The organism is Nonomuraea sp. CA-143628 (assembly GCF_050942315.1).
Lineage (GTDB): Bacteria > Actinomycetota > Actinomycetes > Streptosporangiales > Streptosporangiaceae > Nonomuraea.
This window is the reverse complement of the sequence record NZ_CP192072.1, coordinates 3,445,013-3,468,651: the sequence shown is the minus strand read 5'-3', so window position 1 is coordinate 3,468,651 and position 23,639 is coordinate 3,445,013. Positions and strand designations below refer to the sequence as shown.

Annotated in this window: 19 protein-coding genes and 1 pseudogene; 8 read left to right on the top strand and 12 right to left on the bottom strand. The window is 70.4% G+C overall.

Features of this window, described 5'->3' with window-relative positions; translation table 11 throughout:
- Positions 1–232: 232 nt before the first annotated feature.
- Positions 233–1,357 (top strand): methyltransferase domain-containing protein, encoded by a 1,125-nt coding sequence (locus ACQP2T_RS16245; protein ID WP_433516964.1) that lies wholly within the window; start codon positions 233–235, stop codon positions 1,355–1,357.
- Positions 1,358–1,395: 38 nt separating this feature from the next.
- On the opposite strand, the gene ACQP2T_RS16240 is transcribed toward ACQP2T_RS16245, so the two are convergent.
- A complete protein-coding gene (locus tag ACQP2T_RS16240) occupies positions 1,396–2,229 on the bottom strand; it encodes an alpha/beta fold hydrolase (RefSeq protein ID WP_433516963.1) in 834 nt (277 codons plus the stop codon).
- A gap of 113 nt (positions 2,230–2,342) precedes the next feature.
- Positions 2,343–3,029 (bottom strand): TetR/AcrR family transcriptional regulator, encoded by a 687-nt coding sequence (locus tag ACQP2T_RS16235; RefSeq protein WP_433516962.1) that lies wholly within the window; start codon positions 3,027–3,029, stop codon positions 2,343–2,345.
- A 35-nt stretch (positions 3,030–3,064) separates the two neighbouring features.
- Between ACQP2T_RS16235 and ACQP2T_RS16230 the strand changes: the two genes are divergently transcribed.
- Entirely contained in the window at positions 3,065–4,435 is a 1,371-nt protein-coding gene (locus ACQP2T_RS16230; protein WP_433516961.1) for an FAD-dependent monooxygenase, read from the top strand.
- Between the two features lie 143 nt (positions 4,436–4,578).
- On the opposite strand, the gene ACQP2T_RS16225 is transcribed toward ACQP2T_RS16230, so the two are convergent.
- The 3 genes from ACQP2T_RS16225 to ACQP2T_RS16215 all read right to left on the bottom strand — a co-directional run bounded on the left by ACQP2T_RS16225 (position 4,579) and on the right by ACQP2T_RS16215 (position 6,346).
- Positions 4,579–5,739 carry a protein-L-isoaspartate O-methyltransferase family protein gene (locus ACQP2T_RS16225; RefSeq protein WP_433516960.1) on the bottom strand — a complete coding sequence of 387 codons (1,161 nt, stop codon included), beginning with the start codon at positions 5,737–5,739 and terminating at the stop codon, positions 4,579–4,581.
- Positions 5,739–5,873 carry a hypothetical protein gene (locus tag ACQP2T_RS16220; RefSeq protein ID WP_433516959.1) on the bottom strand — a complete coding sequence of 45 codons (135 nt, stop codon included), beginning with the start codon at positions 5,871–5,873 and terminating at the stop codon, positions 5,739–5,741. Before ACQP2T_RS16220 ends, ACQP2T_RS16225 begins: the two co-directional genes overlap by 1 nt.
- A 101-nt stretch (positions 5,874–5,974) precedes the next feature.
- Positions 5,975–6,346 carry a hypothetical protein gene (locus ACQP2T_RS16215; protein WP_433516958.1) on the bottom strand — a complete coding sequence of 124 codons (372 nt, stop codon included), beginning with the start codon at positions 6,344–6,346 and terminating at the stop codon, positions 5,975–5,977.
- Positions 6,347–6,504: 158 nt separating this feature from the next.
- On the opposite strand from ACQP2T_RS16215, the pseudogene ACQP2T_RS16210 reads away from it, so the two are divergent.
- Both ACQP2T_RS16210 and ACQP2T_RS16205 read left to right on the top strand, forming a co-directional pair.
- Positions 6,505–6,678, top strand: a pseudogene (locus ACQP2T_RS16210) (XRE family transcriptional regulator); the annotation flags it as partial.
- Between the two features lie 147 nt (positions 6,679–6,825).
- The gene (locus ACQP2T_RS16205; protein WP_433520028.1) at positions 6,826–7,842 is read left to right on the top strand and encodes a hypothetical protein; all 1,017 of its coding nucleotides are present in this window, start codon (positions 6,826–6,828) and stop codon (positions 7,840–7,842) included.
- A 104-nt stretch (positions 7,843–7,946) separates the two neighbouring features.
- Here the strand turns inward: ACQP2T_RS16205 and ACQP2T_RS16200 are convergent, their stop codons facing one another.
- Complete coding sequence (locus ACQP2T_RS16200) at positions 7,947–9,200, bottom strand: cytochrome P450 (RefSeq protein ID WP_433516957.1); 1,254 nt, start codon at positions 9,198–9,200, stop codon at positions 7,947–7,949.
- Between the two features lie 28 nt (positions 9,201–9,228).
- A complete protein-coding gene (locus ACQP2T_RS16195) occupies positions 9,229–10,779 on the bottom strand; it encodes a GMC family oxidoreductase (RefSeq protein ID WP_433516956.1) in 1,551 nt (516 codons plus the stop codon).
- Positions 10,780–10,957: 178 nt separating this feature from the next.
- Between ACQP2T_RS16195 and ACQP2T_RS16190 the strand changes: the two genes are divergently transcribed.
- Complete coding sequence (locus ACQP2T_RS16190; protein WP_433516955.1) at positions 10,958–12,493, top strand: long-chain-fatty-acid--CoA ligase; 1,536 nt, start codon at positions 10,958–10,960, stop codon at positions 12,491–12,493.
- A 72-nt stretch (positions 12,494–12,565) separates the two neighbouring features.
- On the opposite strand, the gene ACQP2T_RS16185 is transcribed toward ACQP2T_RS16190, so the two are convergent.
- Positions 12,566–15,271 (bottom strand): FtsX-like permease family protein, encoded by a 2,706-nt coding sequence (locus ACQP2T_RS16185; protein WP_433516954.1) that lies wholly within the window; start codon positions 15,269–15,271, stop codon positions 12,566–12,568.
- Between the two features lie 4 nt (positions 15,272–15,275).
- On the bottom strand, positions 15,276–16,016 hold the full coding sequence (locus tag ACQP2T_RS16180; protein WP_433516953.1) for an ABC transporter ATP-binding protein: 741 nt from the start codon (positions 16,014–16,016) through the stop codon (positions 15,276–15,278).
- A 93-nt stretch (positions 16,017–16,109) separates the two neighbouring features.
- On the opposite strand from ACQP2T_RS16180, the gene ACQP2T_RS16175 reads away from it, so the two are divergent.
- On the top strand, positions 16,110–16,754 hold the full coding sequence (locus tag ACQP2T_RS16175) for a response regulator transcription factor (RefSeq protein WP_433516952.1): 645 nt from the start codon (positions 16,110–16,112) through the stop codon (positions 16,752–16,754).
- An 83-nt stretch (positions 16,755–16,837) separates the two neighbouring features.
- Here the strand turns inward: ACQP2T_RS16175 and ACQP2T_RS16170 are convergent, their stop codons facing one another.
- Together ACQP2T_RS16170 and ACQP2T_RS16165 are read right to left on the bottom strand one after the other, a co-directional pair.
- Entirely contained in the window at positions 16,838–18,544 is a 1,707-nt protein-coding gene (locus ACQP2T_RS16170) for a sensor histidine kinase (RefSeq protein WP_433516951.1), read from the bottom strand.
- A 97-nt stretch (positions 18,545–18,641) separates the two neighbouring features.
- Positions 18,642–19,733, bottom strand: coding sequence for a glycerophosphodiester phosphodiesterase (locus ACQP2T_RS16165; protein ID WP_433516950.1), 1,092 nt, complete (start codon positions 19,731–19,733; stop codon positions 18,642–18,644).
- 117 nt (positions 19,734–19,850) lie between these two features.
- Between ACQP2T_RS16165 and ACQP2T_RS16160 the strand changes: the two genes are divergently transcribed.
- Positions 19,851–20,495, top strand: coding sequence for an HAD family hydrolase (locus tag ACQP2T_RS16160; RefSeq protein ID WP_433516949.1), 645 nt, complete (start codon positions 19,851–19,853; stop codon positions 20,493–20,495).
- Between the two features lie 42 nt (positions 20,496–20,537).
- Positions 20,538–22,259, top strand: a complete 1,722-nt coding sequence (locus ACQP2T_RS16155; protein WP_433516948.1) for a hypothetical protein — start codon at positions 20,538–20,540, stop codon at positions 22,257–22,259.
- Here ACQP2T_RS16155 and ACQP2T_RS16150 read toward each other — a convergent pair.
- A complete protein-coding gene (locus tag ACQP2T_RS16150) occupies positions 22,248–23,618 on the bottom strand; it encodes a GH1 family beta-glucosidase (protein ID WP_433516947.1) in 1,371 nt (456 codons plus the stop codon). The two genes, ACQP2T_RS16155 and ACQP2T_RS16150, sit on opposite strands and share 12 nt — an antisense overlap.
- Positions 23,619–23,639: the final 21 nt, after the last annotated feature.

The window sequence follows — 23,639 nt, the reverse complement described above, 5'->3', positions numbered from 1 at the left end:
CATTCGGATAGCGGCCTATTCACGTCAACGCGATCGAAGTACACCGTACGTCTCCGTGGCCGGGCGCGCGCGGAAAACCGGTGGCCTCTGGAAGCGGATGATCTATAGCGTGGGCTTATGCAGTTCTTCTTCTTCCTGCGCTAGCGACCCGCCGGCGGGCCGTGGATGACCCACCGCCGGTGATGCGGGACGGCCGGCCGCCGTCCCGGGTCGCGACGTGGGAGAAGGACACGTGCATACGCTTGCCGTGGCCAGGGCGGTGCGTGGCATCGAGCCCCTGGTGGCCGCGGAGATCCGACGTGCCGGGCTCGGGGTGGTGCGCGGGGTGCGCCATCGTGAGGTGTGGTTCGAGACGGCCGATCCCGGGCCGGAGCTGCTGGGGTTGCGGACGGCCGACGACGTGCTGCTGGTGGCGGCCGTCGTGGAGGGGATCGGGCGCGACAGGGAGGCGCTGGGGCGCCTGTCGGGGGCGGCTCGCGAGCTCGACGCCGAAAGCCTGACGAAACTCGCCCACCAGATCACCGACCGCCCGCATGGGGTGCGGGGCGGTGGGGTGGAGGTGTCGGCGTCGTTCGTCGGGCGGCGGAACTACAGCCGGTTCGACATCGAGGACGCCGTCGGTGCCGAGCTCGCCCGGCCACTGGGCCTGCCGTACCACTCGCGCCGCGACGGCCGGGTGCCGCCCGAGGGCTCGACGGCGTGGCGGGTCACGGTGGAGGACGAGCAGGCGGTCATCGCCCTGCGGGTGCCCGCCAGGCCGCTGCACCGCAGGCCGTACAAGACGCAGTCGATCCCGGGCACTCTGCACCCGCCGGTGGCCGCCGCCATGGCCGGGCTGGCGCGGCTCGACCGCGCCCGCACGGTGCTCGACCCCTGTTGCGGCGCCGGCACCACGCTCATCGAGGCCCGCGCGCTCGCTCCGCACGCGCGCCTGATCGGCTTCGACCATGACCCGCACAACGTCCACGTCTCCACCGCCAACGCCAACCGCGCCGCAGCCGACGCCAACGCCAACGCCAACGGCAACGGCGCCCGCGTCACAGCCGACGCCATCGCCTGGGGGGTGGCCGATGCGGGGCGGATTCCCCTGCCGGACGGCAGCGTGGACCGAGTCCTCGTGAACCCGCCCTGGGACCGTCAGGTCGCCCCGAGCGGCCGGCTCCGCCGGGACCCCGGCCGTCTGTGGCGGGAGATCCACCGTGTCCTGGCCGTGGGCGGCACCGTGGTGGCGCTCGTTCCGGAGGCGTGGCGGCCGCCCGGATTCGGGGTGGACAGGGTGATTCATCTCACCCTGTCAGGCCGCCATCCGGTCGTGACGGTCCTCAGGAGGTCAGCCGGTCGAGGACGAGCCGATTGACCCCCGCCCTCAGAAGGCCAGCCGGTTGACCCCCACCCTCAGGAGGCCAGCCAGTCGAGGACGAGCCGGTTGACCTCCGCCGGCTTTTCGAGGTGGAGGAAGTGACCCGCGCCGGCCACCTGCTCGGTCCGCGATCCGGCCGGCAGGTGGCTCAGCGCGTCCTTGACCAGGTCGGCCGAGAGGCAGCCGTCCTGGGTCCCGTGCAGGTAGAGGATCGGCCCAGTAGTGGCGGGCTCCGGTGCCGGGTAGCGGCCGGTGGGCGGGGTGGTGCCGAGCATCGCCCGGTAGTAGCCGATGGCCGCCGCCAGGTTCGCCGGCGCGCCGATGCTCTGCCGGACGAACTCCAGGTCCTGCTCGGCGTCGTAGCCGGGCGACCAGTCGCGCCAGATCCCCTCGAGGAAGCCGGGTGCGGCGGCGGCCGTCTCGGCCAGGGCGGTCTGGAAGAGGAAGACGTAGAACGAGCGCTTGAGCTGCTCGTAGTCCAGGAACCCGGTCGCCAGGGCGGCCGCCGGTGGCACGGCCATGGCCACGGATCTGCGGAAGCGGTCGGCGGTCGCGTAGACGGGGAACGCGCCCCAGTCGTGACCGATGAGCACCGCGGCGGAGTCGCCGCCGAGCTCCTCGTGCAGCGCCCGTACGTCGGCGACGAGCGCGCCGGCCTCGTAGGCGCCGTCGGCGGGGATCTCGGTCGGCGCGTAGCCGCGCAGGAACGGCGCGACCGCGCGGTAGCCGCGCTCGGCAAGCGCCGGGAGCAGGTGACGCCAGGTGTGGGCCGTGTCAGGGAAGCCGTGCAGGCACAGGGCCAGCGGCCCCTCCCCTACGGCCAGATACGCGAACTCCACCCCGTTGGCGTGGACTGTTCTGATCTCCATGACTGCGAAACCTAGCAGTCGGCTCTCCGCTGGAGTAGCACTCCGGAATCAGCCGCCCTCCTCGACCCCCGCAGCAGGCAGCGCGGCCCGAACTCGAACTGATCGGGTCGTGATCACTTTGCCGTCTGCTGAGAGGCCGCGATCCCGGTGAGGATGCGCCGCAGGCCGTACGAGAACTGTTCGGCCGGGCTCAGGTCGGCGGACTGGGTCATGCGCGAGACCCGGGGATAGGCACCGCTCTCGATGACCTTGCGCATGTAGGGGGCGACGTCGGCGCGCCACTCGTCCTCGGTCTGACCGGTGCGCCGCTGGGTCTCCTTCTCGGCGAGCTCGCGCATGACCGCGCCGCGCACATAGTCCCTGATCAGTCCGACGGCCGAGCCCGCGTCGGCGCTGTCGGAGGTCAGCGGGGCGGCCGCGGTGAGGGCGTGCTCCAGGCCACGCAGCCAGTTGGGGCCGAGCGACGGCCGGGTCGCCAGCAGCGGGGCGAGCCAGGGGTGCCGCAGCCACAGCTCGCGCTCGTGGTGGGCGTACGCCTCGAGGTCGGCGCGCCAGTCTCCCGTCAGCGGCACGTGGTGGTCCTGCACCGCGTCGGCCATGAGGTCGAGCAGGTCGTCGCGGCTGTCCACGTAGCGGTAGAGCGAGGTCGTGCCGGTGGACAGCTCGGCGGCGACGCGGCGCATCGACAGCGCGTCGAGCCCCTCGGCGTCGGCGATGGCGACGGACGCGTCCACGATGCGCTCCACGCTCAGGGCCTGCCTTTTCGGCTGGTACGGCTCGCGCTCCCAGATAAGCGGCATGGACAGAAGTCTACAGATGTGGGTACGGTGTTCCCATGAATGGGCACACTGTTTCCACAGATGTTCTGATCGCCGGCGGCGGATCCGTCGGGCTGATGCTCGCGGTGCTGTTGCGCCACCACGGCGTCAAGTCCCTCGTCGTCGAGGAGAAACCGGAGCTGTCGCACCACCCCAGGGCCACCGGCATCGGGCCGCGGTCGGTGGAGATCCTGCGCGAGGTCGGCCTGGCTCAAGCGGTCAACGAGGCCGCGGTCGACCTGCGGGCGGGGAAGATCAGGGGGCGCACGCTCGCCGAGGCCGACTTCACCGAAGGCGTGGCCTGGAAGACGAGAGGCGCGGCCGAGACCACCTACACGCCGGCCCGGATCCGCGGCACCTGCGCGCAGAACCGGCTCGACCGCGTGCTGATCACCAAGGCGGGCGACGTGGAGTTCGGCGTGGCGCTCGACTCGTTCGAGCAGGACGCCGACGGTGTCACGGCGACCCTGTCCGACGGGCGCGTCGTGCGGGCGCGCTATCTGGTGGCGGCCGACGGTGTGCGCAGCCGGGTTCGGCAGATCCTCGGCATCGGCCTCACCGGTCCCGGCGTGATCGGCGAGGAGACGACGAGCGTCCTGTTCCGCGCCGATCTGCGCCCGCGCAAGCCGTTCGCCATGTGCAACATCGACCATCCGGACGCGACCGGCCTGCTGGTGACCGTCGACGGCGAACGCGAGTGGGTCTTCCTCACCCGCCTCGGCGCTGAGCCGACCCCGGAGCACATCCGCACCGCGCTCGGCGACCCGTCGATCGAGGTGGAGATCCGCAGCGTGCTGACGTTCCGGGGGCGCGGCCAGGTGGCCGATCGCCTCTCCGTCGGACGGGTCTTCCTGGTGGGCGACGCGGCGCACGCCATCCCCCCGCTGGGCGCGTTCGGGCTGAACACCGGCGTCGCCGACGCGCACAATCTGGCGTGGAAGCTCGCGTACGCGCTGCGCGGTGAGGCCGGGCCCGAGCTGCTGGAGACCTATCACGCGGAGCGCCATCCGGTGGCTCTCATGACGATGGAGCAGGCACTCCTGCGGTTCAACGATCCGTCCCTGCACTGGGGGCAGGACATGGCGGAGGCGCGCAAGGCGGCGGGGGCGATCAACGCGCCGGTGGTGCACATCGGCTACCGGTACGGCGGCGCGGAGCTCCCCTCCACCGAGGACGTCGCCCTCGACCTCGACGGGTCGCCGGGATCCCGCCTGCCGCACATGTGGGTGGCCGACGGGGTGTCCACGCTGGATCTCGTCGGATCGCGGTGGTGCGTGCTCACGGCCGATCCCGGCGTGGCGGCCGACGTTCCGGTGCACGTCGTGGACGGCTGGCCGTACGGGACGGTGCTGGTCCGCCCTGACGGTTTCGTGAGCCGTTCGTACTAGCGCACGGGAGACACCGAGATCCAGCGGGTGCTCGGGCCTGTCTTTGCTGCTGCCGTCGCGGCCGCGCACGGAGACGCCGCCTATGATCCTCAAGGACGATGTGATGGCCCGGCCCTCAGAGGAGGGTCGGGCCTTTTGCGTGCTCAGGCGCTGTTCAGTACAACCTCCGGAGTATCCAGCCAGACCCGCTGGCCCTCGGGCGTGACGGTCACGCCGAAGCGCTCCCAGCGCGGCTCACCCCAGCTCACCCACCGCGCGTACGCCTGGACGACTTCATCCCACATCGGGCGGTCGCCTACCTGCTGAACGCCGTAGTCCACACTGTCGGGCCGCCACGTGGCCACGGCCCACGAGTGCGAGTCGGCCGGGTCAGAGACCCACATCCGAACGTACTCGCCCTCATCGTCGGTTCCGGTGCTGGTGTGCGATCGGACACCGGTCAGCGCCGCGATGGCCAGATCCGCGCCTGCGGAGAGCTGGTCGAGCGCCCTCGGATCGAGCGCCGTCCGGTAGTGCCGCCGCTCCTGCCCTGGGAGCTGGTCCTCATTGAGGTGGGGCCGCTGCGACCGCATCATCATGTAGCCGGCGAACCCCACCACCCGGCCGAGGGCGGTGCCGTCCTCCTGCACCTCCAGGCGCAGACAGTGGCTCGTGCCGTAGCCGGGATGCCACGGCAGCACGATGACCGCACCCACCCTGCACTGCTCGACCCACGCGTACGGGATGTCGCGAATGCCGCAGGTGACGTGTACCCGGTCGTACGGCGCGTGTTCGGGGCAGCCAAACGCCCCATCGCCGATGACCAGGTGCGGATGCACGGCGGCGGCGGCGAGGTTCTTGCCCGCCTGGTCCGCGACCGCCGCGTCCACCTCAATCGAGGTCACCTCCCCGTGATCGGCGACGAGATGGGACAGCAGCCCGGCAGTCCACCCGGTGCCCGTCCCAACCTCCAGCACCTTCATGCCGGGCTTGGTCTGGAGGCGCTGGAGCAGGTCGGCGACGGTGCTCGGCGCGGACGCCGAGGACGTGGAGTCGCCCTTGAGCGCGGTGAGCTCGGTGGCACCGTCGTCGAGTTGGGTGACGATGATGCTGCGCGAGTAGACGCTGTCCCACCAGGTGCCGGGGTCCACGTCGCGGTTGATCAGGTACGGCGGGCCGTCCTCGACGACCAGTCCGACCGGGGGGATGAACAGGTGCCGGGGGACCTTCCGGACCGCGCCCTTGATGGGCTCGCCGATGTCGCCCGACCCCTCCGGGTCGAGGGCGGCGAGAAGCCGGTCGAGGCGCTCGGGGGTGAGGCTCACTACTTCTTCCCCTTGTCCTTGGCGTGGTCGCCTTGGGGCTCCTGATGCTGGTCGTTGGTGCTGCCGGTGCCGCCCTCTTTGCCGGTGACTTCCTTGTCCTTGCCGCTGTTGGGGTCTTCATGCTTTCCGCCCATTGCTGTCTTCCTCTCGTGATGTGGCAGTTGGGGTGACGGTCTTTCGGTGACCCCGCCTTCCCTGGCCCTAGCGGGCGTGGGACTAGCGGGAGCCGGGGGCATCAGGGGCGGGTTCTGGGCATGTCGCGGATGATCCACATCTGAGTGCTCAGGTCCGCCATGAGGGCGATGGGGTTTCCGCGCTCCAACTGGCGCAGCACGCCGGCGGCAACCTGCTCCACCGTGAGCTGCCAGGTCGGTACGGCTCGCCAGGTCGAACCAGGCTGCGCGAACTGGTAGGAGATCACCCACTGGGGGAAGTTGAGGCGCAGCACGGCGAGCTGACGGTCTCGCAGATCCAGTTCGAGCCACGTCCTGATCGCGGCGACTCGATGGGCGGACTCTACGTCTGGATAGGTCAGGTCCATTTCGACCTCCCGCCCGGCAAGCTCAATTGCGTCGGTCGAATTGAGATCAATGCCGGGATTCATCATGGCGGCCTTTCTGATCAGGGCTTATACACTGTGCAGGGGTTTCGCGTTTCCAACGGAAAGCGCAGTGTCATAGTGGGAGAGTTCGGGGTGGACATCCAAGGGGGTGGATGTTGGATTCGCGAATTCCAACAACCCCAACAATGAGGAGATCGGCCTGAATGCCTCGCAGCCCTGACGTCGTCGATCCCGCGGCATCGCCCTGGCACTTGATGGGGGCTGAACTGCGACATTGGCGTGACGGCGTGTGCAACCTCAATCTGCGTGAGGCGGCAGGGCGGGCTCTGTGCGACTATGGCGACCTGTCCAAGTGGGAACGGGGTCTTACCCGAATGCCGTCGGACGTGCTGGAACGCTTGGACGACCTATACGGGACAAACGGGCAACTTGTGGCGCTACATTCCGCTATAACCGAGTTGGACCGCTACCGGATGGGTAGGAGTGAAAGCACAGATCCCTCATCGCGCGACGAGGATGGCGATATGGAACGGCGTGCTGTGATGCAGATTCTCGCCGCTCTCGGGGCGGGGGCCGCGATCCCACTGGCCACTTGGGACGCTCTGTTCTCCGGCGTTGAACGCACGATCGCGGGGCGCGGCGGCATCGGTGTGGACGACTGGGCCGAGATCGTGTGGGAGCACGATTTCGCCTACTACACCAACCCGCCCGGCACGGTGTTCCAGACGATCGCGTCCGATTTCGCCGAGGTCTCCACCATCTTGAAGCGCACCAGCTCGGCCACCGCCCGCTCCGGCCTGCTCAGGGTCAGCGCCCAGCTTGCCGTCCTCATGGGCATGGAGATGTCCGACATCGGAGATCAAGGTTCCTCTCTGCGGTCATGGCGACTGGCCCGCCGCGCGGCAGACGCCACCGGCGACCGCGAACTGCGCGTCTGGGTTAGAGGATGGGAAGCCGAGTACGGGTTCTGGGCCGGACGGCCGGCGCCGGTAATGGCGAAACTCGCGAACGAGGCAGTCGAGATCGCCGATGGTGTGCCGAGCAGGAGTCTCGCCGAGGCGCACATGGTCCGGGCATTCCTGCTGGCGTCGCAGGGCGACACGGAGAACACGCACGCGGCGCTGACCGACCTACGGCGCACGTTCGATGCGCTCCCGGACTCGGTGAACAGCGACCAGACGTCGCCGCTCTGGTCGTTCCGGGAGTGGGCGCAGGCGTGGGCGCTGGCCTACCCGTACGCGCTGATCGGGAAGACTCGGGACGCCCTGGAAGCGACCGAGCAGGCTCGCACGCTGTGCCCGCCCGCTTTCCAGGGGAACGTCGCGAACCTGTCTCTCGTGCACGCCCTCACGCAGGCCCGGGACCGCGATGTCGACCAGGGTCTGCGGCAGGCCATAGCAACGGCGCAGACGTGGCCGGTCAGCACGATCCGGAGTCGCATCATCGGGCAGATGCTCGATGGCCTGCCGGAGAAGGGCCGCGAACTGGAGTCGGCTCGCGAGCTGCGCAGCCTGACGGCCGGGCCGTCGGCCGACGCCTAGCGGCGGCTGAGCCTGCCGCGCACCTCCTGCGCTTACCGCACGCAGTTCAAGGACCTGCGAGTTCAACGATAGGCAGGCCATAAAACCGCAGGTCGGCACAGGCGTCAGAAGGTGTACTTCAAGTGCTTGATCCCATTGATGAAGTTGGACAGCAGGAAGTCGGGCTCCCCCTCTGACCTGATGCCCGGCAGACGGGTGAACAGCTCGCGGAACATCACGGTCATCTCCCTGCGCGCCAGGTGGGCGCCCAGGCAGAAGTGCGGGCCGGGACCGCCGAAGCCGACGTGCGGGTTCGGGTCGCGGGTGATGTCGAACGTGTCGGGGTCCTTGAACACCGTCTCGTCACGGTTGGCCGAGTTGTAGAAGAGCAGGACCTTGTCCCCCTTCTTGTAGCGCATGCCGTTCATCTCATGGTCCCGCGTGAGCGTGCGGCGGAACTGGATCACCGGCGTGGCATAGCGCACGATCTCGTCGCACGCCTTGGTGACGCGGCCGTCGAAGTCGTCCAGGAGCAGTTGCCGCTGCTCGGGGTGGTCGGTGAAGAGCTTGAGCCCGTACGCGATGGCGTTGCGGGTGGTCTCGCTGCCGGCCACCACGAGCAGGATGAAGAACGAGCCCAGCTCCTGCGAGGTGAGCCGCTCCTCGCCGTTGACCAGCAGGCTGACCAGGTCGCCCGTGGGATTCTTGCGCCGCTCGTCGCCCAGGCGGGCGGCGAGCCGGTTCAGGGAGAAGCCGGCGTGCAGCAGCTTGGCCAGGCCGCGGGCCACGTTGACGCGGCTGAACTCGGGGTCGATGCCGGTGTACTCGGGGTCGGCGTTGCCGAGGATCACGTTGGTCCGCCGAAGCACCATGTCATGAAATGTCGCCGGAATGCCCATCATGTCGCAGATGACGCGGACCGGCAGCCGGGCGGCGATCTGCGCCACGAAGTCGCCCGGTCCCTCCTCGATCGCCCGGTCCACGATCTCGGCGGCGGCCGTGGCCAGGTCCTCCTCCATCTTGGACAGGATGCGCGGCGTGAACGCCCTGGACACGATCCGGCGCAGCCGGGCGTGCCGCGGGTCGTCCATGTTGATCATCGAACCGAAGTACACGGCCAGCCAGCGCGGCATGTCGGGCACGCTGTTGGAACACGGCTCACTGCTGAAGACGGCCGCGTTCCTGCTGGCCTCGGTCACGTCCGCGTGGCGCACCAGGGCGTAGTAGCCGGGGCCGCCCTTGATGAACGGCACGGCCTGCTCCGTCAGGAACACCGGCTCGTCCAGCTGGCGCAACCGGCGGAAGGCGGCCATGCGCTCAGCCTGGGGCAGCCCCCAGAACACCAGTTGCGAGATGTCCAGGTCACTGGAGAGCGTCATGAACACCAAGCCTTCTGCAAGTAGTCACTTACGTCAAGGGGCGCTTGGCGACGAGCTCGGCCCCCTTCTCGCCGATCATGATGGCCGGGGCGTGCGTGTGTCCACGGTTCAGGGTCGGCATGATCGACACGTCGACGACCCTGAGCCCGTCGAGGCCGCGTACCTTGAGCTCCGGGTCGACGACCGACTCGGCGTCGGTGCCCATGCGGCAGGTGCCGACCGGGTGGTAGAGGGTCTCGCCGCGCTCGCGTACCCACTGGGTGAGCTCGGCGTCGCTCTCCGGCCCCTGGTAGGGGGCCATCGGGCCGCCCGCGTACTCCTTCATCGCGGTGGTGGCGAAGACCTGCTTGGCCGTCTTCAGCCCGGCGACCAGCCGCTTGACGTCGGCCTCCCGGGTCAGGTAGCCGGGGTCGATCACCACCTCGCGGCCGCTCAGCCCGACCCGGCCGCGGCTCTCCGGCTGCAGCAGCACCACGCCGACGGTCAGCCCGTGGCCGGTCGGCGGCGTGAGGCCGTGGTCGATGAACGGGCCGGGCGCGAAGATCAGCTCGATGTCGGGGGCGGGCTCCTCCGGCGAGGTCCTGATGAACGCCACCGCCTCGCCCACGTTCGTGGTGAGCATGCCGGAGCGCAGCACGATGTAGCGCAGGAGGTTGCCGATCGACTCCGCCTTGGTCAGCGTGACCGGCTGCTTGGACTGCACGTACACGCCGGTCGACAGGTGGTCCTGAAGATTCTTGCCGACCTCGGGCAGGTCCCGCACGATCGTGACGCCCTCGTCGCGCAGCTCGTCGGCCGCGCCGACCCCCGAGCGCATGAGCAGGTACGGGGAGCCGATCGCCCCCGCCGACAGGATGACCTCCCGCCTGGCCTTGACCTGCGCGCCGCCGTCGTGCTCGACGCCGACGGCCCGCGTACCGTCGAACACCACCCGGTCCACGGTCGCGCCGGTGATCACCGTCAGGTTGGGCCGCTTCAGCGCCGGGCGCAGGTAGGCGTCGGCGGAGCTCCACCTCCTGCCCCGGTTCTGGGTGACGGGCGTGGCGCTGTAGCCCTCGTTGGAGCGGCCGTTGAGCTCGGCCAGCCGCTGTAATCCGAGCTCGTCGCAGGCTTTGAGGAAGGCCGCGGTGGTGATGTTGGGGCTGCGCAGCTCGGAGATGAACAGCGGACCGGACGAGCCGTAGACGCCGCCGTTGTTGCTGCCGACGCGGTGCTCGGCCTTGATGAAGTACGGCAGGACGTCGTCGTAGGTCCAGCCCGGGATCCCCCACTGGTCGTAGTCGCGCTCGCAGCCGCGTACCCACATCTGCGCGTTGAGTGAGGACGAGCCGCCGAGCACCCTGCCCCTGGGCCAGTAGAGCTCGCGGCCGGACATCTCGCCCTGTTTGGCGGTGGTGTAGTTCCAGTCGTAGTCGGTCTTGAACAGCTTGGCGAAGCCCGCGGGCATGCGGATCTCCAGCTTGTCGTCCTTGCCGCCCGCCTCGATCAGGGCCACGGACACCCCGGGATCGGCCGACAGCCTGTTGGCCAGGACACACCCCGCCGACCCGGCCCCGACGATCACGTAGTCGTACTCCATGGCCCCTCCCAGGCATAAGTAATCTGGTACTTGCTTACTCCCAGGCGATGTACCGCGTCCATACGCATCCTTAACCGCCCTCTGAGGTGACCGTAGGGTGCGGGTTTTACCCCTACCGGCCGGTATGCCTTCCTGCCATGATGGCGCGCAAGCCGTGTACACAGGGAGGAAGGCGCTCATGCTCAACCTGTCGATCGTCCTGGAGGACAGTGCCAGGGCCACGCCGGACGGCACGGCCATCGTCTTCGGGGACATGCGCCTGCCGTACTCAATGATCGACACCGTGGCCGCGCAGGTGGCCAACCTGCTGGTCTCGCGCGGCATCGGCAAGGGTGACAAGGTCGCGCTGGCCTGCCCCAACCTGCCGTACTTCCCGTTCGTCTACTACGGCATCCTCAAGGCCGGGGCGACGGTGGTGCCCCTCAACGTGCTGCTGCAGTCGCGGGAGATCGCCTACCACCTTGACGACAGCGACGCCAAGGCGCTGTTCTGCTTCGAGGGCACGCCCGAGCTGCCGCTGGGCGAGCGCGGCAAGGCCGGCTTCGAGGCGGCCGAGGGGTGTGAGCACTTCTTCGTGCTGCCCGCCACGCCGCTGGCGACCGAGTCCGTGTACGGCGAGTCGATCTGGGCGGCGCTCGACGGCATGTCCGGCGTGTTCGAGACCGTGCAGACGGCGGCCGAGGACACGGCGGTGATCCTCTACACCTCCGGCACCACGGGCCAGCCCAAGGGCGCCGAGCTCAGCCACCAGAACATGCTGATGAACGCCATCGTCTGCGACCGGATGTTCCCGAGCGCCGAGGGCGGCGACGTCATGATGGCGGTGCTGCCGATGTTCCACTCGTTCGGGCAGACGGTCGTGCTGAACCAGGGGTTCCTGCGGCGGGCCTCGATCGTGCTGATGCCGCGCTTCGAGCCGGGCGACGCGCTCGCGCTCATGGCCAAGGAGGGCGTCACGTTCTTCGCCGGCGTGCCGACCATGTACTGGGCGATGCTGTCGAAGGTCCACGCGGACGGCGTTACACCGCCCGCGAGCCTACGCACCGCCGTCGCGGGCGGCTCCGCCTCTCCGCTCGAGGTGCTGAAGGACTTCGAGAAGACGTTCGGCGTCGCCATCCTCGAGGGGTACGGCCTGTCGGAGACCTCACCGGTGGCCAGCTTCAACCAGCCGGACCACCCCGCCAAGCCGGGCACGGTCGGCACCCCGATCTGGGGCGTGGAGATGAAGCTCATCGACAGCGACTGGAAGACGGTCGAGGGCGAGGGGCCGGGCGAGATCGCGATCCGCGGCCACAACATCATGAAGGGCTACTACGGCCGTTCGGAGGCCACGGCCGAGGTGATGCGCGACGGCTGGTTCCGCAGCGGCGACATCGCCACCCGTGACGCCGACGGTTACTACGCGATCGTCGACCGGTCCAAGGACATGATCATCCGTGGCGGGTTCAACGTCTACCCGCGCGAGCTCGAAGAGGTCCTGATGACCCACGAGGCCGTCTCGCTGGCCGCCGTCGTGGGCGTTTCGCACGAGTCGCTCGGCGAGGAGATCAAGGCGTACATCATCCGTACGCCCGGCTCGACCGCGACCGAGGACGACCTGATCGCCTGGGCCAAGGCGAACATGGCGGCCTACAAGTACCCGCGCGTCGTGGAGTTCCGCGACGCGCTGCCGATGACCGCCACGGGCAAGATCCTCAAGCGCGAGCTCCGGTAGCCGCCTTGGAACCCGACCGGCTGTGACGGCGTGGCGCCGTCACAGCCGAGGTGCCGCGTGTGCGCCGCGCTGTCACTCGCGGGCGCCGCCCAGGGCGTCCATCGGGCGGGACAGCAGCGCCATTCCCGCCGCCAGCAGGCCGCTCGCCAGCCCCATGACGGCGACGCCCGCCAGCACCAATGGGTAGAGCGGCATCGGCAACCCGGTCAGCATCATGCTGCCCGACAGCGCCCCGTTGGCCCCGGCCAGCGCGACGCAGGCGATCACCGTCCCGACGACCACCCCGATCGCCAGCACGATCCCCGTCTCCCAGCCGATCATGCGGACGATCTGCCTGCGGCTCGCCCCGACCGCCCGCAGCAGCGCGAACTCCCTGGTCCTGGCCGCGGTCCCCATGACCAGCGTGTTCACCAGCGACACCGCCGTGAACGACACCAGCACGGCGAGCACCAGGTAGGTCCCGGTGATGTTCCGCTCGATCGACGTCTCGGCGGCCCCGCCGTACTCCTCCCGGTCCAGCGCCCGTACGCCGGGCTGCTCCCGCTCGAAGGCGGCCAGCGCCCGGTCCAGCTCTTCGGCATGCCCCGGCCGGGCGCGGATCAGGACGGCGCTGTCGAGCCCGGCCCGTATCCCAGCCCGTGCCTCGGTCCGTACCCCGGCCTGTGCTTCGGCCCGTGCCTCGGTGCGTGCGAGGACGATGTCGGCGAAGCCGAGTCCTCGGTCGAAGACGGCACCCACACGCAGGTCGACGGGGCTGCCGTCGGCCAGCCACCCGTGGAAGCGGGATCCGACGTGCCAGTCGTGCTCACCGGCGTGGGTACGGCTGACCGCGACGGTCCCCGCCTCCTTGACGGCGGCGAGCGAGCCTTCCAGGACGCGCAGGTCGAGCACCTTGCCGATGGTGTCAGGGTCTACCAGCTGCGCGGGCAGCACGTCGGGCGTGCCGAGGACGTACGACACGAACGAGGTCGCGCGCACGGCGGAGACCGTCTCGGCGCCGGGCAACCGCCGGGTCGCGTCGGCGACGCCGGGAGGCAGCCCCAGGCCGTTGCGCGACACCAGGACGCGGTCCGCGACGACCCGCTCCCGGCCCTGGGCCGCCGTGGTGTCGTTCAGCACGGCGGTCACCAGCAGCGCGTATCCGGCCATGGCCACGCTGATCATGATCGCCGCCGCGGCCGACGACACCCGGCGGACAGCGGCGGCGGAGTTGGCATGCGCCAGCCAGCCGGTCGTCCGCGTGACGGCCCGGACGGCCGCGCCGGCCGGCCGCTCCAGCACCCGCGTCAGGACCGGGGACAGCAGCCCGGCCGCGCCGATGAACAAGATGACCACCAAGGCCAGGAAGGCGACGCCGACCTCACCGCCGAGATGCTGGCTGAGCGCCAGGATGACCGCCCCACCGCCCAGCATGACCAGCGCGAACAGCAGGCGCGGCAAGGTCATCACCCGCCTCGGCCCGGCGGCCTCCTGCAGCGCCTCGGCCGGGCGGACCCGGGCCGCCTGGCGTACCGCGGTGAGGGCCGACAGCAGCGTCAGCAGCAGCCCGGCGCCGCCACCGATGACCAGCGGCAGCGGGCCCGTCACCACGACGAACTCCGGCGGCGCGAGACCCTGCCCGACCAGCACGGCGCGCAGCAGATGCGCCAGCGGGACGCTCAGCGCGTAGCCCGGCAGGGCGGCCACCAGTGCCACCACGACCGCCTCTCCGGCGATCATGCGCCTGATCTGTCCCGGAGTGGTGCCGATGGCCCGCAGCAGCGCGATCTCGCGGCGGCGTTGCAGGATCGACAGGCCGAAAGTGCCGCCGATGACGAAGACGGCGAGGAAACCGCCGATCCCGGCCATCGGCCCGAACAGCTCCGTCGAGTACTCCAGCTTCTCCGCCGTCTCCGGCGTCCCCGCCCGAGCCCGCTCGTCCCCGGTCAGCACCCGCAGACCGGGATCCCGGAGGGTCTGACGCAGGCGGTCCGCCAGCTCGGCGCCCGAGGTCCCGGGGCGGGCGAGCACTCCGGCGAATTCCGCCGCGCCATCCACGCCACCCGCGCCGTTCGAGCCGTCCGCGCCGTCCGAGCCGTCCGCGCCGTCCGAGCCGTCCGAGCCGTCCGAGCCAGCCGCGCGGTCCGTACCGTCCGCGCCGGACAGCCGGGCGGCGGCCCGCTCGGTGAAGAAGAGCGCGGACTGCGTCGGCAGTCCGGTACGGCCCGTGGCCAGCCGCGCCACGCCGCTGACCCGGAAGCGCTGGGTGCCCGCCACGGTGACGACCCGTACCTCGTCCCCTGGGCGGACGGAGGCGCGCCGCGCCAGGTCGGCGTCGAGCACGACCTCGTCGTCCGCCTCCGGACCCCGCCCGGCGGACAGCACGAACGGGGTGAGCCGCGCTACCGGCCAGCCGTGCCCCCACGACGGCCCGTCCCCCGGCCCGGCCAGGGAGGCACCGTGCCGGTCCACCGCCTGCGCGTAGAACGGCGTGTCGGCGACCACGGCCGCGACGCCGGGCACGGCGCGCAGCTCCGCGAGCCGCGCCGCCGAAAGGCGGGGCGGCTGTTCCAGCGGCACGGTCTCCTCGTCGTCGCCCGAGCCGACGTGCAGGTCCGTATCGGCGCGTACGACGGCGGCCGTGTCCCCGAACCGGTCCACCTCGGGCGTCGCGCTCAGCCCCGACTGGATCATCATGAAACAGGCCGAGATCAACGCCACCGCGACCAGCACGGAGGCGACGGACCCGGCAAACCCGATCTTGCGGGTACGAATGGTGCTCAACGTGAGGCGCAGCATGCCGTCACCCGCCCAGGCGCGTCAGCCGCGAGGCGACCTGGTCGGCGGTGGGCCGGTCCATGCTGTCGACGATCGAGCCGTCGGCCAGGAAGAGCACCTGGTCGGCGTACGAGGCGGCGACGGGGTCGTGGGTCACCATGACCAGGGTCTGGCCGAGCGCGTCGACCACCTCCCTGAGCAGCGTGAGGACCTCCCGGCCCGTGGCGATGTCGAGCGCGCCCGTCGGCTCGTCCCCGAAGACCACGGCCGGCCGGGTGATCAGCGCGCGGGCGATGGCCACCCGCTGCTGCTGCCCGCCCGACATCTCCGTGGGACGATGGCCGATCCGCTGGCTCAGCCCGGTGCGCTTGACCAGGTCGGCCAGCCACTCCTGGTCGGCGCGACGACCTGCCAGGCGCAGCGGCAGCGTGATGTTCTGCTGGGCCGTCAGCGCTGGGATGAGGTTGAAGGACTGGAACACGAAGCCGATCCGGTCCCGGCGCAGCCGGGTCAGCTGTGACTCGTTCATCGTGGCCAGATCGGTCTCGCCCAGCAGCACGCGGCCGGAGGTCGGCCGGTCCAGGCCCGCCGCGCACTGCAGCAGGGTGCTCTTGCCCGATCCCGACGGTCCCATGATCGCGGTGAAGGAGCCGGCCCTCAGGCCGACGGAAACGCCGCGCAGTGCGGCCACGGCGCTCTTGCCCCGGCCGAAACGCCGGGTCACCTCTATCAGCCTGATGGCCGCCGTGGAGTCGAAGTCTTTCACTCTGGAAAGGCTGGCAACACCGGGCCGGGCTGCCCACCGGGCAGTCCCCCAATCCGCTCAGGGTTAACCCTGAAAGCTAGGCTGTCCCTCACTATGCGCGTCGTGCTGGCTGAGGACAGCGTGTTGTTCAGGCAAGGGCTGGCCAGGCTGCTCGGAGACTGCGGTGTCACGGTCACCGCGGAGGTCGGCGACGCCGCGAGCCTGCTGACCTCGGTCCGGGCCGACCCGCCCGACGTGGTCATCGTGGACGTACGGATGCCGCCCGGGTTCAACGCCGAGGGGCTGGAGGCGGCGTACCTCATCCGCAAAGAGCAGCCGGGGGTGGGCGTCCTGGTGCTGTCGAACCACATCGAGACGCGGCACGTGGTCGGCCTGCTGGGCGAGGACGCCCGGGGAGTGGGCTACCTGCTCAAGGACCGGGTCGCCGACGTCACCGAGCTGACCGACGCGCTCAAGCGGGTACGCGACGGGGCCACGGTGATCGATCCGGACGTCGTCCAGCGGCTCGTCGGCAGGCGACGCGGCAACGGCCCGGTCGCCCGGCTCAGCGGCCGGGAGCGGGAGGTGCTCGGGCTGATGGCCGAAGGCCGTTCCAACCAGGCGATCAGCCGCCGCCTGCACCTGAGCCCCAAGACAGTGGAGACGCACGTGCACAACATCTTCGTCCGGCTGGGCCTGACCGCGGCGGAGGACGACCACCGCCGCGTCCTGGCCGTCCTGACCTATCTGCGCTCCTGACACTCAACGCTCCTGACACTCAAAGCTCCTGACACTCAACGCTCCTGACACTCAACGCTCCTAACACCTAACGCTCCTAACACTTAAGGCTCCTGACCGGCGAGCGGGATCTCGGCCGTCACGCGGGTGCCGTGGTCTGGTGGGCTGTGCACGTGCAGCAGGCCGTCCAGTGCGGCCACCCGGTCGGCGAGGCCGCGCAGGCCCGTACCCGCCTCTGCTCGCGCGCCGCCCGTCCCGTCGTCCGTCACCTCCAGCAGCAGGACGTCATCACGCACGACGGCCCTGATCGACGCCTTGGACGCGTCCGCGTGCTTGGCCACGTTGGCGAGCGCCTCGGCAGCGACGAAGTAGGCCGCCTGTTCGGCGTCGGGCGGCAGCCGCCCATCCGGCGCCTCCTCCACCACGGCGGGGACGGGCGAGCGCTCCGCGAGCGAGTGCAGCGCGGCGGCCAGCCCCGACTGGCTCAGGATGGCCGGATGGATGCCGCCCGCCAGCTCGCGCAGCTCGGCCAGCGCCGCCCGTACCCCCGTCACCGCCTCGTCGAGCAGGTCCGCCACCCCGGCATCGGCGTTGCGCAGCCGGGCGTGCCCGAGCAGCACCGCCAAGCCCGCGAGCCGCTGCTGGGCTCCGTCGTGCAGGTTGCGTTCGATGCGGCTGCGTTCGGCGTCGCCGGCGGCCACGATGCGGGCCCTGGACGCCCGCACCTCCGCGAGCTGGGCGGCCAGCGCGGCCCGCATGCGTTCGTTCTCCACGATCAGCCGGGTGATGGCCGCCACCGACCGCACCGGCTCCGGGTCGAGGTCCAGCGCCGGGTCGTACAGGAGCACGGCGGCCGGTTCCCCACCGACCTCCAGGTACGCGGCGGACCGCGTTCCCGCGACCGTCAGCGGATCACCCGCCGCGCCGACGTACCCATCACCCGTCCAGTAGCCGAGGCGTAGCGTCGGGTCGCGCAGGACGTTCGCGAGCGTCTTCTCCAGCGCGCCGGGCGACAGGTCGTGCCCGGTCGCGAGCCGGGCCACCGCCGCCTGGTCGGGCCGGGCGCGCATGAGTCCCGCGAGCACCCCCAGCGGCCACGTCGCCAGCGTGAGCAGTTGCACCCCGTGCAGGACCGCCTGGAGAGGGGAGTTGGTGGCGTCCGGCCAGATGTAGACGGCCTGCCGGGTCCAGGTGGCGAGCAGCATCAGCCCGCCCGCCAGCGCGACCGGAGCGAACGTGTGGCGGCGCGGCGCGGGCAGCCGGACCAGCCAGCGCCAGCCGAGCATCGCCGTCATCCCCAGCCCGAAGAGCCACAGGAAGACGGCCACGGCCGCGATCAGCGGCCGCGAGACGCCCTCGCCGCCGGGCAGCAGCGGCAGGCAGGTGCAGCTGCCGTCGCCGAACCGGCCGAACCGCAGCCAGATCGCCAGCGCCTGCGCCATGCCGAGATACAGGACGAGAACGGTGGCCCGCTGCCTGCGCCCGACAGCCCTGCCCTCGGGCATGACCAGCACGACGTGCGCGAGCAGCGTCAGGGCCAGCCAACCGATCACGTTCCCGGTCAGCAGGGCCCAGCGTTCCTGAAGGTAGTTCACGCCCGACAGCAGCAGGCAGAGCCCCACCCCGGCCATCAGCCCGCCCGTGCCGCCCACGGGCCGCCTGGCCCTGACGACCAGCCCCGAGACGACGAACGACCAGCCGCCCGCGAGGCCCACGGCGAGCAGGGGCAACTGGATGAGGGGCGGCGTCGCGGCGTGGCTGAGCCCCCAGACGAGGTCGCCCGCCGTCGCCACGAGGGCGACGGCGAGCACGGCGATTCTGAAGATCCGCCCACTCTAACGAGCGAGCCCGCCGACCAGCGTCACAGCGGCCCGCCCACGTCGATCGGTCGTTCCGGGCAACCCCGGGCTAAGTTGTCCGCTGTGCCACCACGGCCCGGCCCATGGCCGGATCGTCACAGAACGCGCCGTCCACGCCCAGGTCGAGCAGCCTGGTCAGCCAGCCCATCACGTCGCCGGTGGCGCGCGGGAAGGCGGGGCTGGCCGGGTTGCCCAGCCGGTAGTCGAGGGGGAGCTGGGAATTCTCGTTGCGGACGGTCCAGACGTGCACGTCCAGCCGCCTGCGGTGGGCGTCCTGGACGAGCGTGGTGGGCTCCGTCAGCTTGCCGTCCGCTCCCACGGGCACGACGCGGCGGGTGTCCACGCCGATCCCGTTCGCGTACGAGGCCACCTCGCGCAGCCCGTCCGGCTTTACCATGTCGTCATAAGTGCGCTGATCGCCGGCGGCGATCCAGTCGTACGGCGCCCCGCCGAACGTGATCAGCTGGATCAGCGGCAGCCTGGTCTTCTTGCGCAGTTCCCGCAGGTTCGCCGTCTCGAACGACTGGATGTACACCTTGCGCATGTGGTTGCTGTTGAGCGTCTCCAGCAGCGGCTCTTCCAGCGACAGGCCGATGGAGTCGAAGTACGTCGGATGCTTGGTCTCGGGATAGACGCCCACGCCGTGGCGCTGCGCCAGCCGCACGACCTCCTCGAACGTCGGGATCTCCGCCACCCCGTCGAAGGCCGTGTTGTCGGGCCGCAGGTCGGGCACGCGTTCCTTGGCGCGCAGCGTCTTCAGCTCGGCCAGCGTGAAGTCCTCGGTGAACCACCCGGTGATCGGCCGCCCGTCGACCGTCTTGGTGGCGCGCCGGTCGGCGAACTCCGGGTGCGCGGCCACGTCGGTGGTGCCGGTGATGTCGTTCTCGTGCCTGGCCACCAGGATGTGGTCCTTGGTGGAGACCAGGTCGGGCTCGATGTAGTCGGCGCCCATCGCGATGGCCGCCTCGTACGACAGCAGCGTGTGCTCGGGCCGGTGGGCGCTGGCGCCCCGGTGCCCGATGACGACGGGGGCCTGGGCGCGGCGCTCGGCCGTGGCGGTGTGGGGCTGGAGCAGCACGACCGCGACCGTACCACCGGTCAGGACGGCCAGAGCGCTCGCGAATAATCTGCGCGTCAGCATGCCGCGTACGTTAGACCGGCAAAGTGGCCGGTGAGTGACGACCGGGCGCACAACCGTTGATCACCTGTTGCGTGGAAGGCCGCCGCGCGTCATCGAACACCTGTATGGTCCTGAGGCGTGCTGGCACTCTTCGACCTCGACAACACCCTGATCGACCGCCTCGACGCCTTCAAGCGCTGGGCCGCCGAGTTCGCCGCCGACAGGGGACTGGGCGCGCAGGATGTGGCGTGGATGATCGAACTGGACGCTGACGGCTCCATCCCGATGAGCACGTTCTTCACCCACGTCCGCGAGCGGTTCGGGCTCGCCGAGTCGGCCGAGTCGCTGTGGCAGGGCTACCGTGACCGTCTGCCGCACCTCGTCACCTGCCGCCCCGCCGTACTCGAGTCCCTCGATCGCCTGCGCATGTCCGGCTGGCGGGTCGGCATCGTGACCAACGGCATGGCCGACAACCAGTCCGGCAAGATCCACCACAGCGGCCTGGTGGACCGGGTGGACGGCTGGGCCATCTCCGACGCCGAGGGCTTCAGCAAGCCGGACCGCGAGCTGTTCGAGATCGCCGCCCGCCGGTGCGACACCACCCTGGCGGACGGGGACTGGATGATCGGGGACGACGTGGAGAAGGACGTGGCGGGTGGGCGCGGCGCGGGCCTGCACACGATCTGGATCGACCGCGGCCTGTCACCGGGGTTATCCCCGGGGGCGGACCACGAGGTGACCGATGTACTGGAAGCGATCGCCCTGCTCGATGTCCCCTGTTAGCGGCTCTTCACGCCGGGACCCCGCACAACGGGAGCGATAGGTATGCGGCGATGGGTCCTCCGCCTGAGCGCGGCACTCCTGATCCTGCTCGCCGCTGCCGCCGTCACGCCGCCGCTCACCGGGCTCGGCCGGCCGAGCGAGGCGGAGGTGCGAGACCGGATCATCATGGGCGAAGCTCCCGCCGTCGCCGCCGGCCACCGCAGCGGCATCGCCGCCCTCCTGCCCTTCAACGACGCCACGCTGCTGCTGACCGGCGCCGCCCTCGCCGCTGGCGCGGTGCTGCTCCTCGTGGTCGGGGGGCTGGTCGGTCGCCGTCAGGGGATCGGCCCGCGCGAAGTCATCCCCGTGCGGTGGCGGATGTCGCTGACGCTGTGGAGCATCGCGCTCGCGCTGGTGAGCATCCCGTACGCGAGCTCCCTGTTCTCTTCGACCACGACCGAGTACGACTTGATCGCGATGTGGGGCGGCTGTCCCGGCTTCGAGGTGTACATATCGGCCGACTTCCTGCTGTCCCCCTTGCGTCTCGTGCCGCAAGCCGCGGTGGTGGCGGTGGGCTTCGGAGTGTGGGCGCTGCTGGTGCGCAAGGGCTACCGGCGGTGGGGCCGCGCGGTCGGCTGGGCCTCGGTGGTCCCCTTGGGGTTGTTCGGAGCGCTGGCCTTCGTGCTGGCCGGGCTCGACGCGGTCGCCGGTGAGGGATGCGCGCGAACCTGGGGTCAGATGTACGAGCCCGGCTCGTGGGCCTGGCAGCTCTACGATGTCGTCACCGCCGTTCTGATCATCGTGGCGGTACGCGTGCGCCGCGTGCGACGGCCGTACCGGAGCCCGGATGTCCGCTTCGTCGCCGCACTCGCCGTCGTCCTGCTGCTGGTCGCCGTGCCGCGCATGGACGCCCCGCTCGGGAAGGTCACGGCGGCGAGCTCCTCGGCCTGCGAACCGTGGCAAACCGCCCGCTACGTCCCGGTGAAACCGGCCGCTGGGCAGCGCGAGCTCGCCTTCGTCTGCCTCGTCAGGCAGGACGGCGAGCTGCCGGGGCAGTTCACCGGTGTGCCCGATGATCGAGTGGTCGCGATCGGCCGGCGGCTGTGCGAGGCGGTCCTGCGCGACGGCGCACCGGACCGGCGGGCCGAGGAGGGGCCGCTGGGGACGTACCTGCGAAACTACGAGACCGTCATGGCTCTCGCGTACTTGTGCCCGGAGGTCGAGCAGCGCCAGGACCAGCAGGCCGAGCAGGAAAAGGACGCCAACACGGCCTTTATCGAGAAGGCCCGCGCGCGCTGCGCCAAGGTGCCGGTACACCGGCCGTTGATCCGCGCCTCCCGGACCGACCGGGCCACGATGTGGGCGGATTTCGGCGCCCTCAGCGCGTACGAGGATGACCCGGGCGACGACTTCCCCGCACTCGACAACGCCTTCACCAACAGGCTGGTGGGAAGCGCGCCCGGGCAGCTCACCATCCTGACCGCCGACGAGGCCATGCACGTGTGCGTCACCGGAGAGGCATATCGCAGGCGGCCGCCCGTCGAGCTGAAGGGCTGGGAGAAGGTGGTGGAGGTGGGGTACCACAGTGGCAACGGCGACCTCACCCTCACCGATGACAGCGGGGGCGACCTGAAGAACCTGGCGGTCAACGGCCCAGGCCGCTACCGGATTCGGGTGCACATGCGCGGCGCGAAGGCCGCGCTGAAGAGGGATGAGGATGCCCGGCAGGAGTTCCTCGTCATCGTCTATCCGGGGAAGTCCGAGCGGACCGCACTACTGAAGTGAGGAGCGGCGGATCACTTCGGCGTACCAATGACCGCTGTCCTTGATCGTGCGCCGCTGTGTGGCGTAGTCGACGTGGAGAAGGCCGAAGCGACGGGAGTATCCCCAACCCCATTCGAAGTTGTCCATGAGGGACCACGCGAAGTAGCCCTGTAGCGGCACGCCGGCGCGGATCGCTTCCAGGCAGGCGTGCAGGTGCCGCGCGAAGTAGTCGATACGGTCCTGGTCGTGTACGCCGCCATCTGCGTCGACCGTGTCGGCGTAGGCCGCGCCGTTCTCCGTGATGTAGAGCGGAATCGGGCCGTAATCCTCGGTGACGCGGCGCAGCAGCGCGGTCAGTCCGGCCGGGTCGATCTCCCAGCCCATGTGGGTGACCGGGAAGCCGCGGCGGATGAAGCTGACGTCCGCACAGCCCGGCCAGGCCGGGCCGGCGCTGGGCTGACCGTCTACGGACGCGGCGACCACGAGGGGGTTGTAGTAGTTGAGGCCGAGGAAGTCGATCGGCGCGGCGATGGTCGCCAGGTCGCCGGGGTGGATGAAGGACAAGTCGGTCAGGTGGGCGATGTCGGTGGCGACGTCGGCCGGGTATTCGGCACGCAGCAGCGGATCGAGGAAGATCCGGTTGCCGATGCCGTCGACGCGGCGCAGCGCCTCCCTGTCGGCCGGGCTGTCCGAGTGCGCGATCAACGACTGCACGTTGAGCGTGGTGCCGATGACGGCGGCTGAGTCGGCGCTCCGGATCGCCCGGGTGGCCAGACCGTGACCGAGCAGCATGTGATGGCATGCGGCCAGCGCGGCGGCAGCGTCGCTGCCGCCAGGCGCGTGCCGGCCGTGGGCATAGCCGAGGAAGGCGGCGCACCATGGTTCGTTGAGCGTGATCCAGTGGCGGACGCGGTCGCCCAGCGCTTCGTGGACGAGTGCGGCGTATTCGGCGAAGCGAGCGGCGGTGTCCCGGGCGGGCCATCCTCCGGCGTCTTCGAGTTCCTGCGGCAGGTCCCAGTGGTAGAGCGTGACCCACGGTTCGATCCCCCGCTCCAGCAGCTCGTCGGTGAGCCGCCGGTAGAAGTCGAGCCCGCGCTGATTGGCCCGGCCCCGGCCGCCGGGCTGCACCCGGGGCCAGGAGACGGAGAACCGGTAGGCGCCCAGGCCCAGCCGGGCCATGAGGGCGACGTCGTCGGCGTACCGGTGGTAGTGGTCGCAGGCGACGTCGCCGGTGTCCCCGTCGAGCACGCGGCCCGGGGTGTGGCTGAAGGTGTCCCAGATCGAGGCGGTGCGGCCGTCCTCGGCGACGGCGCCTTCGACCTGGTACGCCGCCGTCGCGGCACCCCATAGGAAACCTTGGGGGAAGGTGATTGTGGACACAGGGACCTCTCGGATGAGAAC

Excerpts from the sequence above, each read along its gene's own strand:
- ACQP2T_RS16240 (WP_433516963.1), bottom strand. The coding sequence starts at position 2,229 with ATGGAGATCAGAACAGTCCACGCCAACGGGGTGGAGTTCGCGTATCTG.
- ACQP2T_RS16235 (WP_433516962.1), bottom strand. The coding sequence starts at position 3,029 with ATGCCGCTTATCTGGGAGCGCGAGCCGTACCAGCCGAAAAGGCAGGCC.
- ACQP2T_RS16230 (WP_433516961.1), top strand. The coding sequence starts at position 3,065 with ATGAATGGGCACACTGTTTCCACAGATGTTCTGATCGCCGGCGGCGGA.
- ACQP2T_RS16220 (WP_433516959.1), bottom strand. The coding sequence starts at position 5,873 with ATGGGCGGAAAGCATGAAGACCCCAACAGCGGCAAGGACAAGGAAGTC.
- ACQP2T_RS16215 (WP_433516958.1), bottom strand. The coding sequence starts at position 6,346 with ATGATGAATCCCGGCATTGATCTCAATTCGACCGACGCAATTGAGCTT.
- ACQP2T_RS16205 (WP_433520028.1), top strand. The coding sequence starts at position 6,826 with ATGGAACGGCGTGCTGTGATGCAGATTCTCGCCGCTCTCGGGGCGGGG.
- ACQP2T_RS16200 (WP_433516957.1), bottom strand. The coding sequence starts at position 9,200 with ATGACGCTCTCCAGTGACCTGGACATCTCGCAACTGGTGTTCTGGGGG.
- ACQP2T_RS16195 (WP_433516956.1), bottom strand. The coding sequence starts at position 10,779 with ATGGAGTACGACTACGTGATCGTCGGGGCCGGGTCGGCGGGGTGTGTC.
- ACQP2T_RS16190 (WP_433516955.1), top strand. The coding sequence starts at position 10,958 with ATGCTCAACCTGTCGATCGTCCTGGAGGACAGTGCCAGGGCCACGCCG.
- ACQP2T_RS16185 (WP_433516954.1), bottom strand. The coding sequence starts at position 15,271 with ATGCTGCGCCTCACGTTGAGCACCATTCGTACCCGCAAGATCGGGTTT.
- ACQP2T_RS16175 (WP_433516952.1), top strand. The coding sequence starts at position 16,110 with ATGCGCGTCGTGCTGGCTGAGGACAGCGTGTTGTTCAGGCAAGGGCTG.
- ACQP2T_RS16165 (WP_433516950.1), bottom strand. The coding sequence starts at position 19,733 with ATGCTGACGCGCAGATTATTCGCGAGCGCTCTGGCCGTCCTGACCGGT.
- ACQP2T_RS16155 (WP_433516948.1), top strand. The coding sequence starts at position 20,538 with ATGCGGCGATGGGTCCTCCGCCTGAGCGCGGCACTCCTGATCCTGCTC.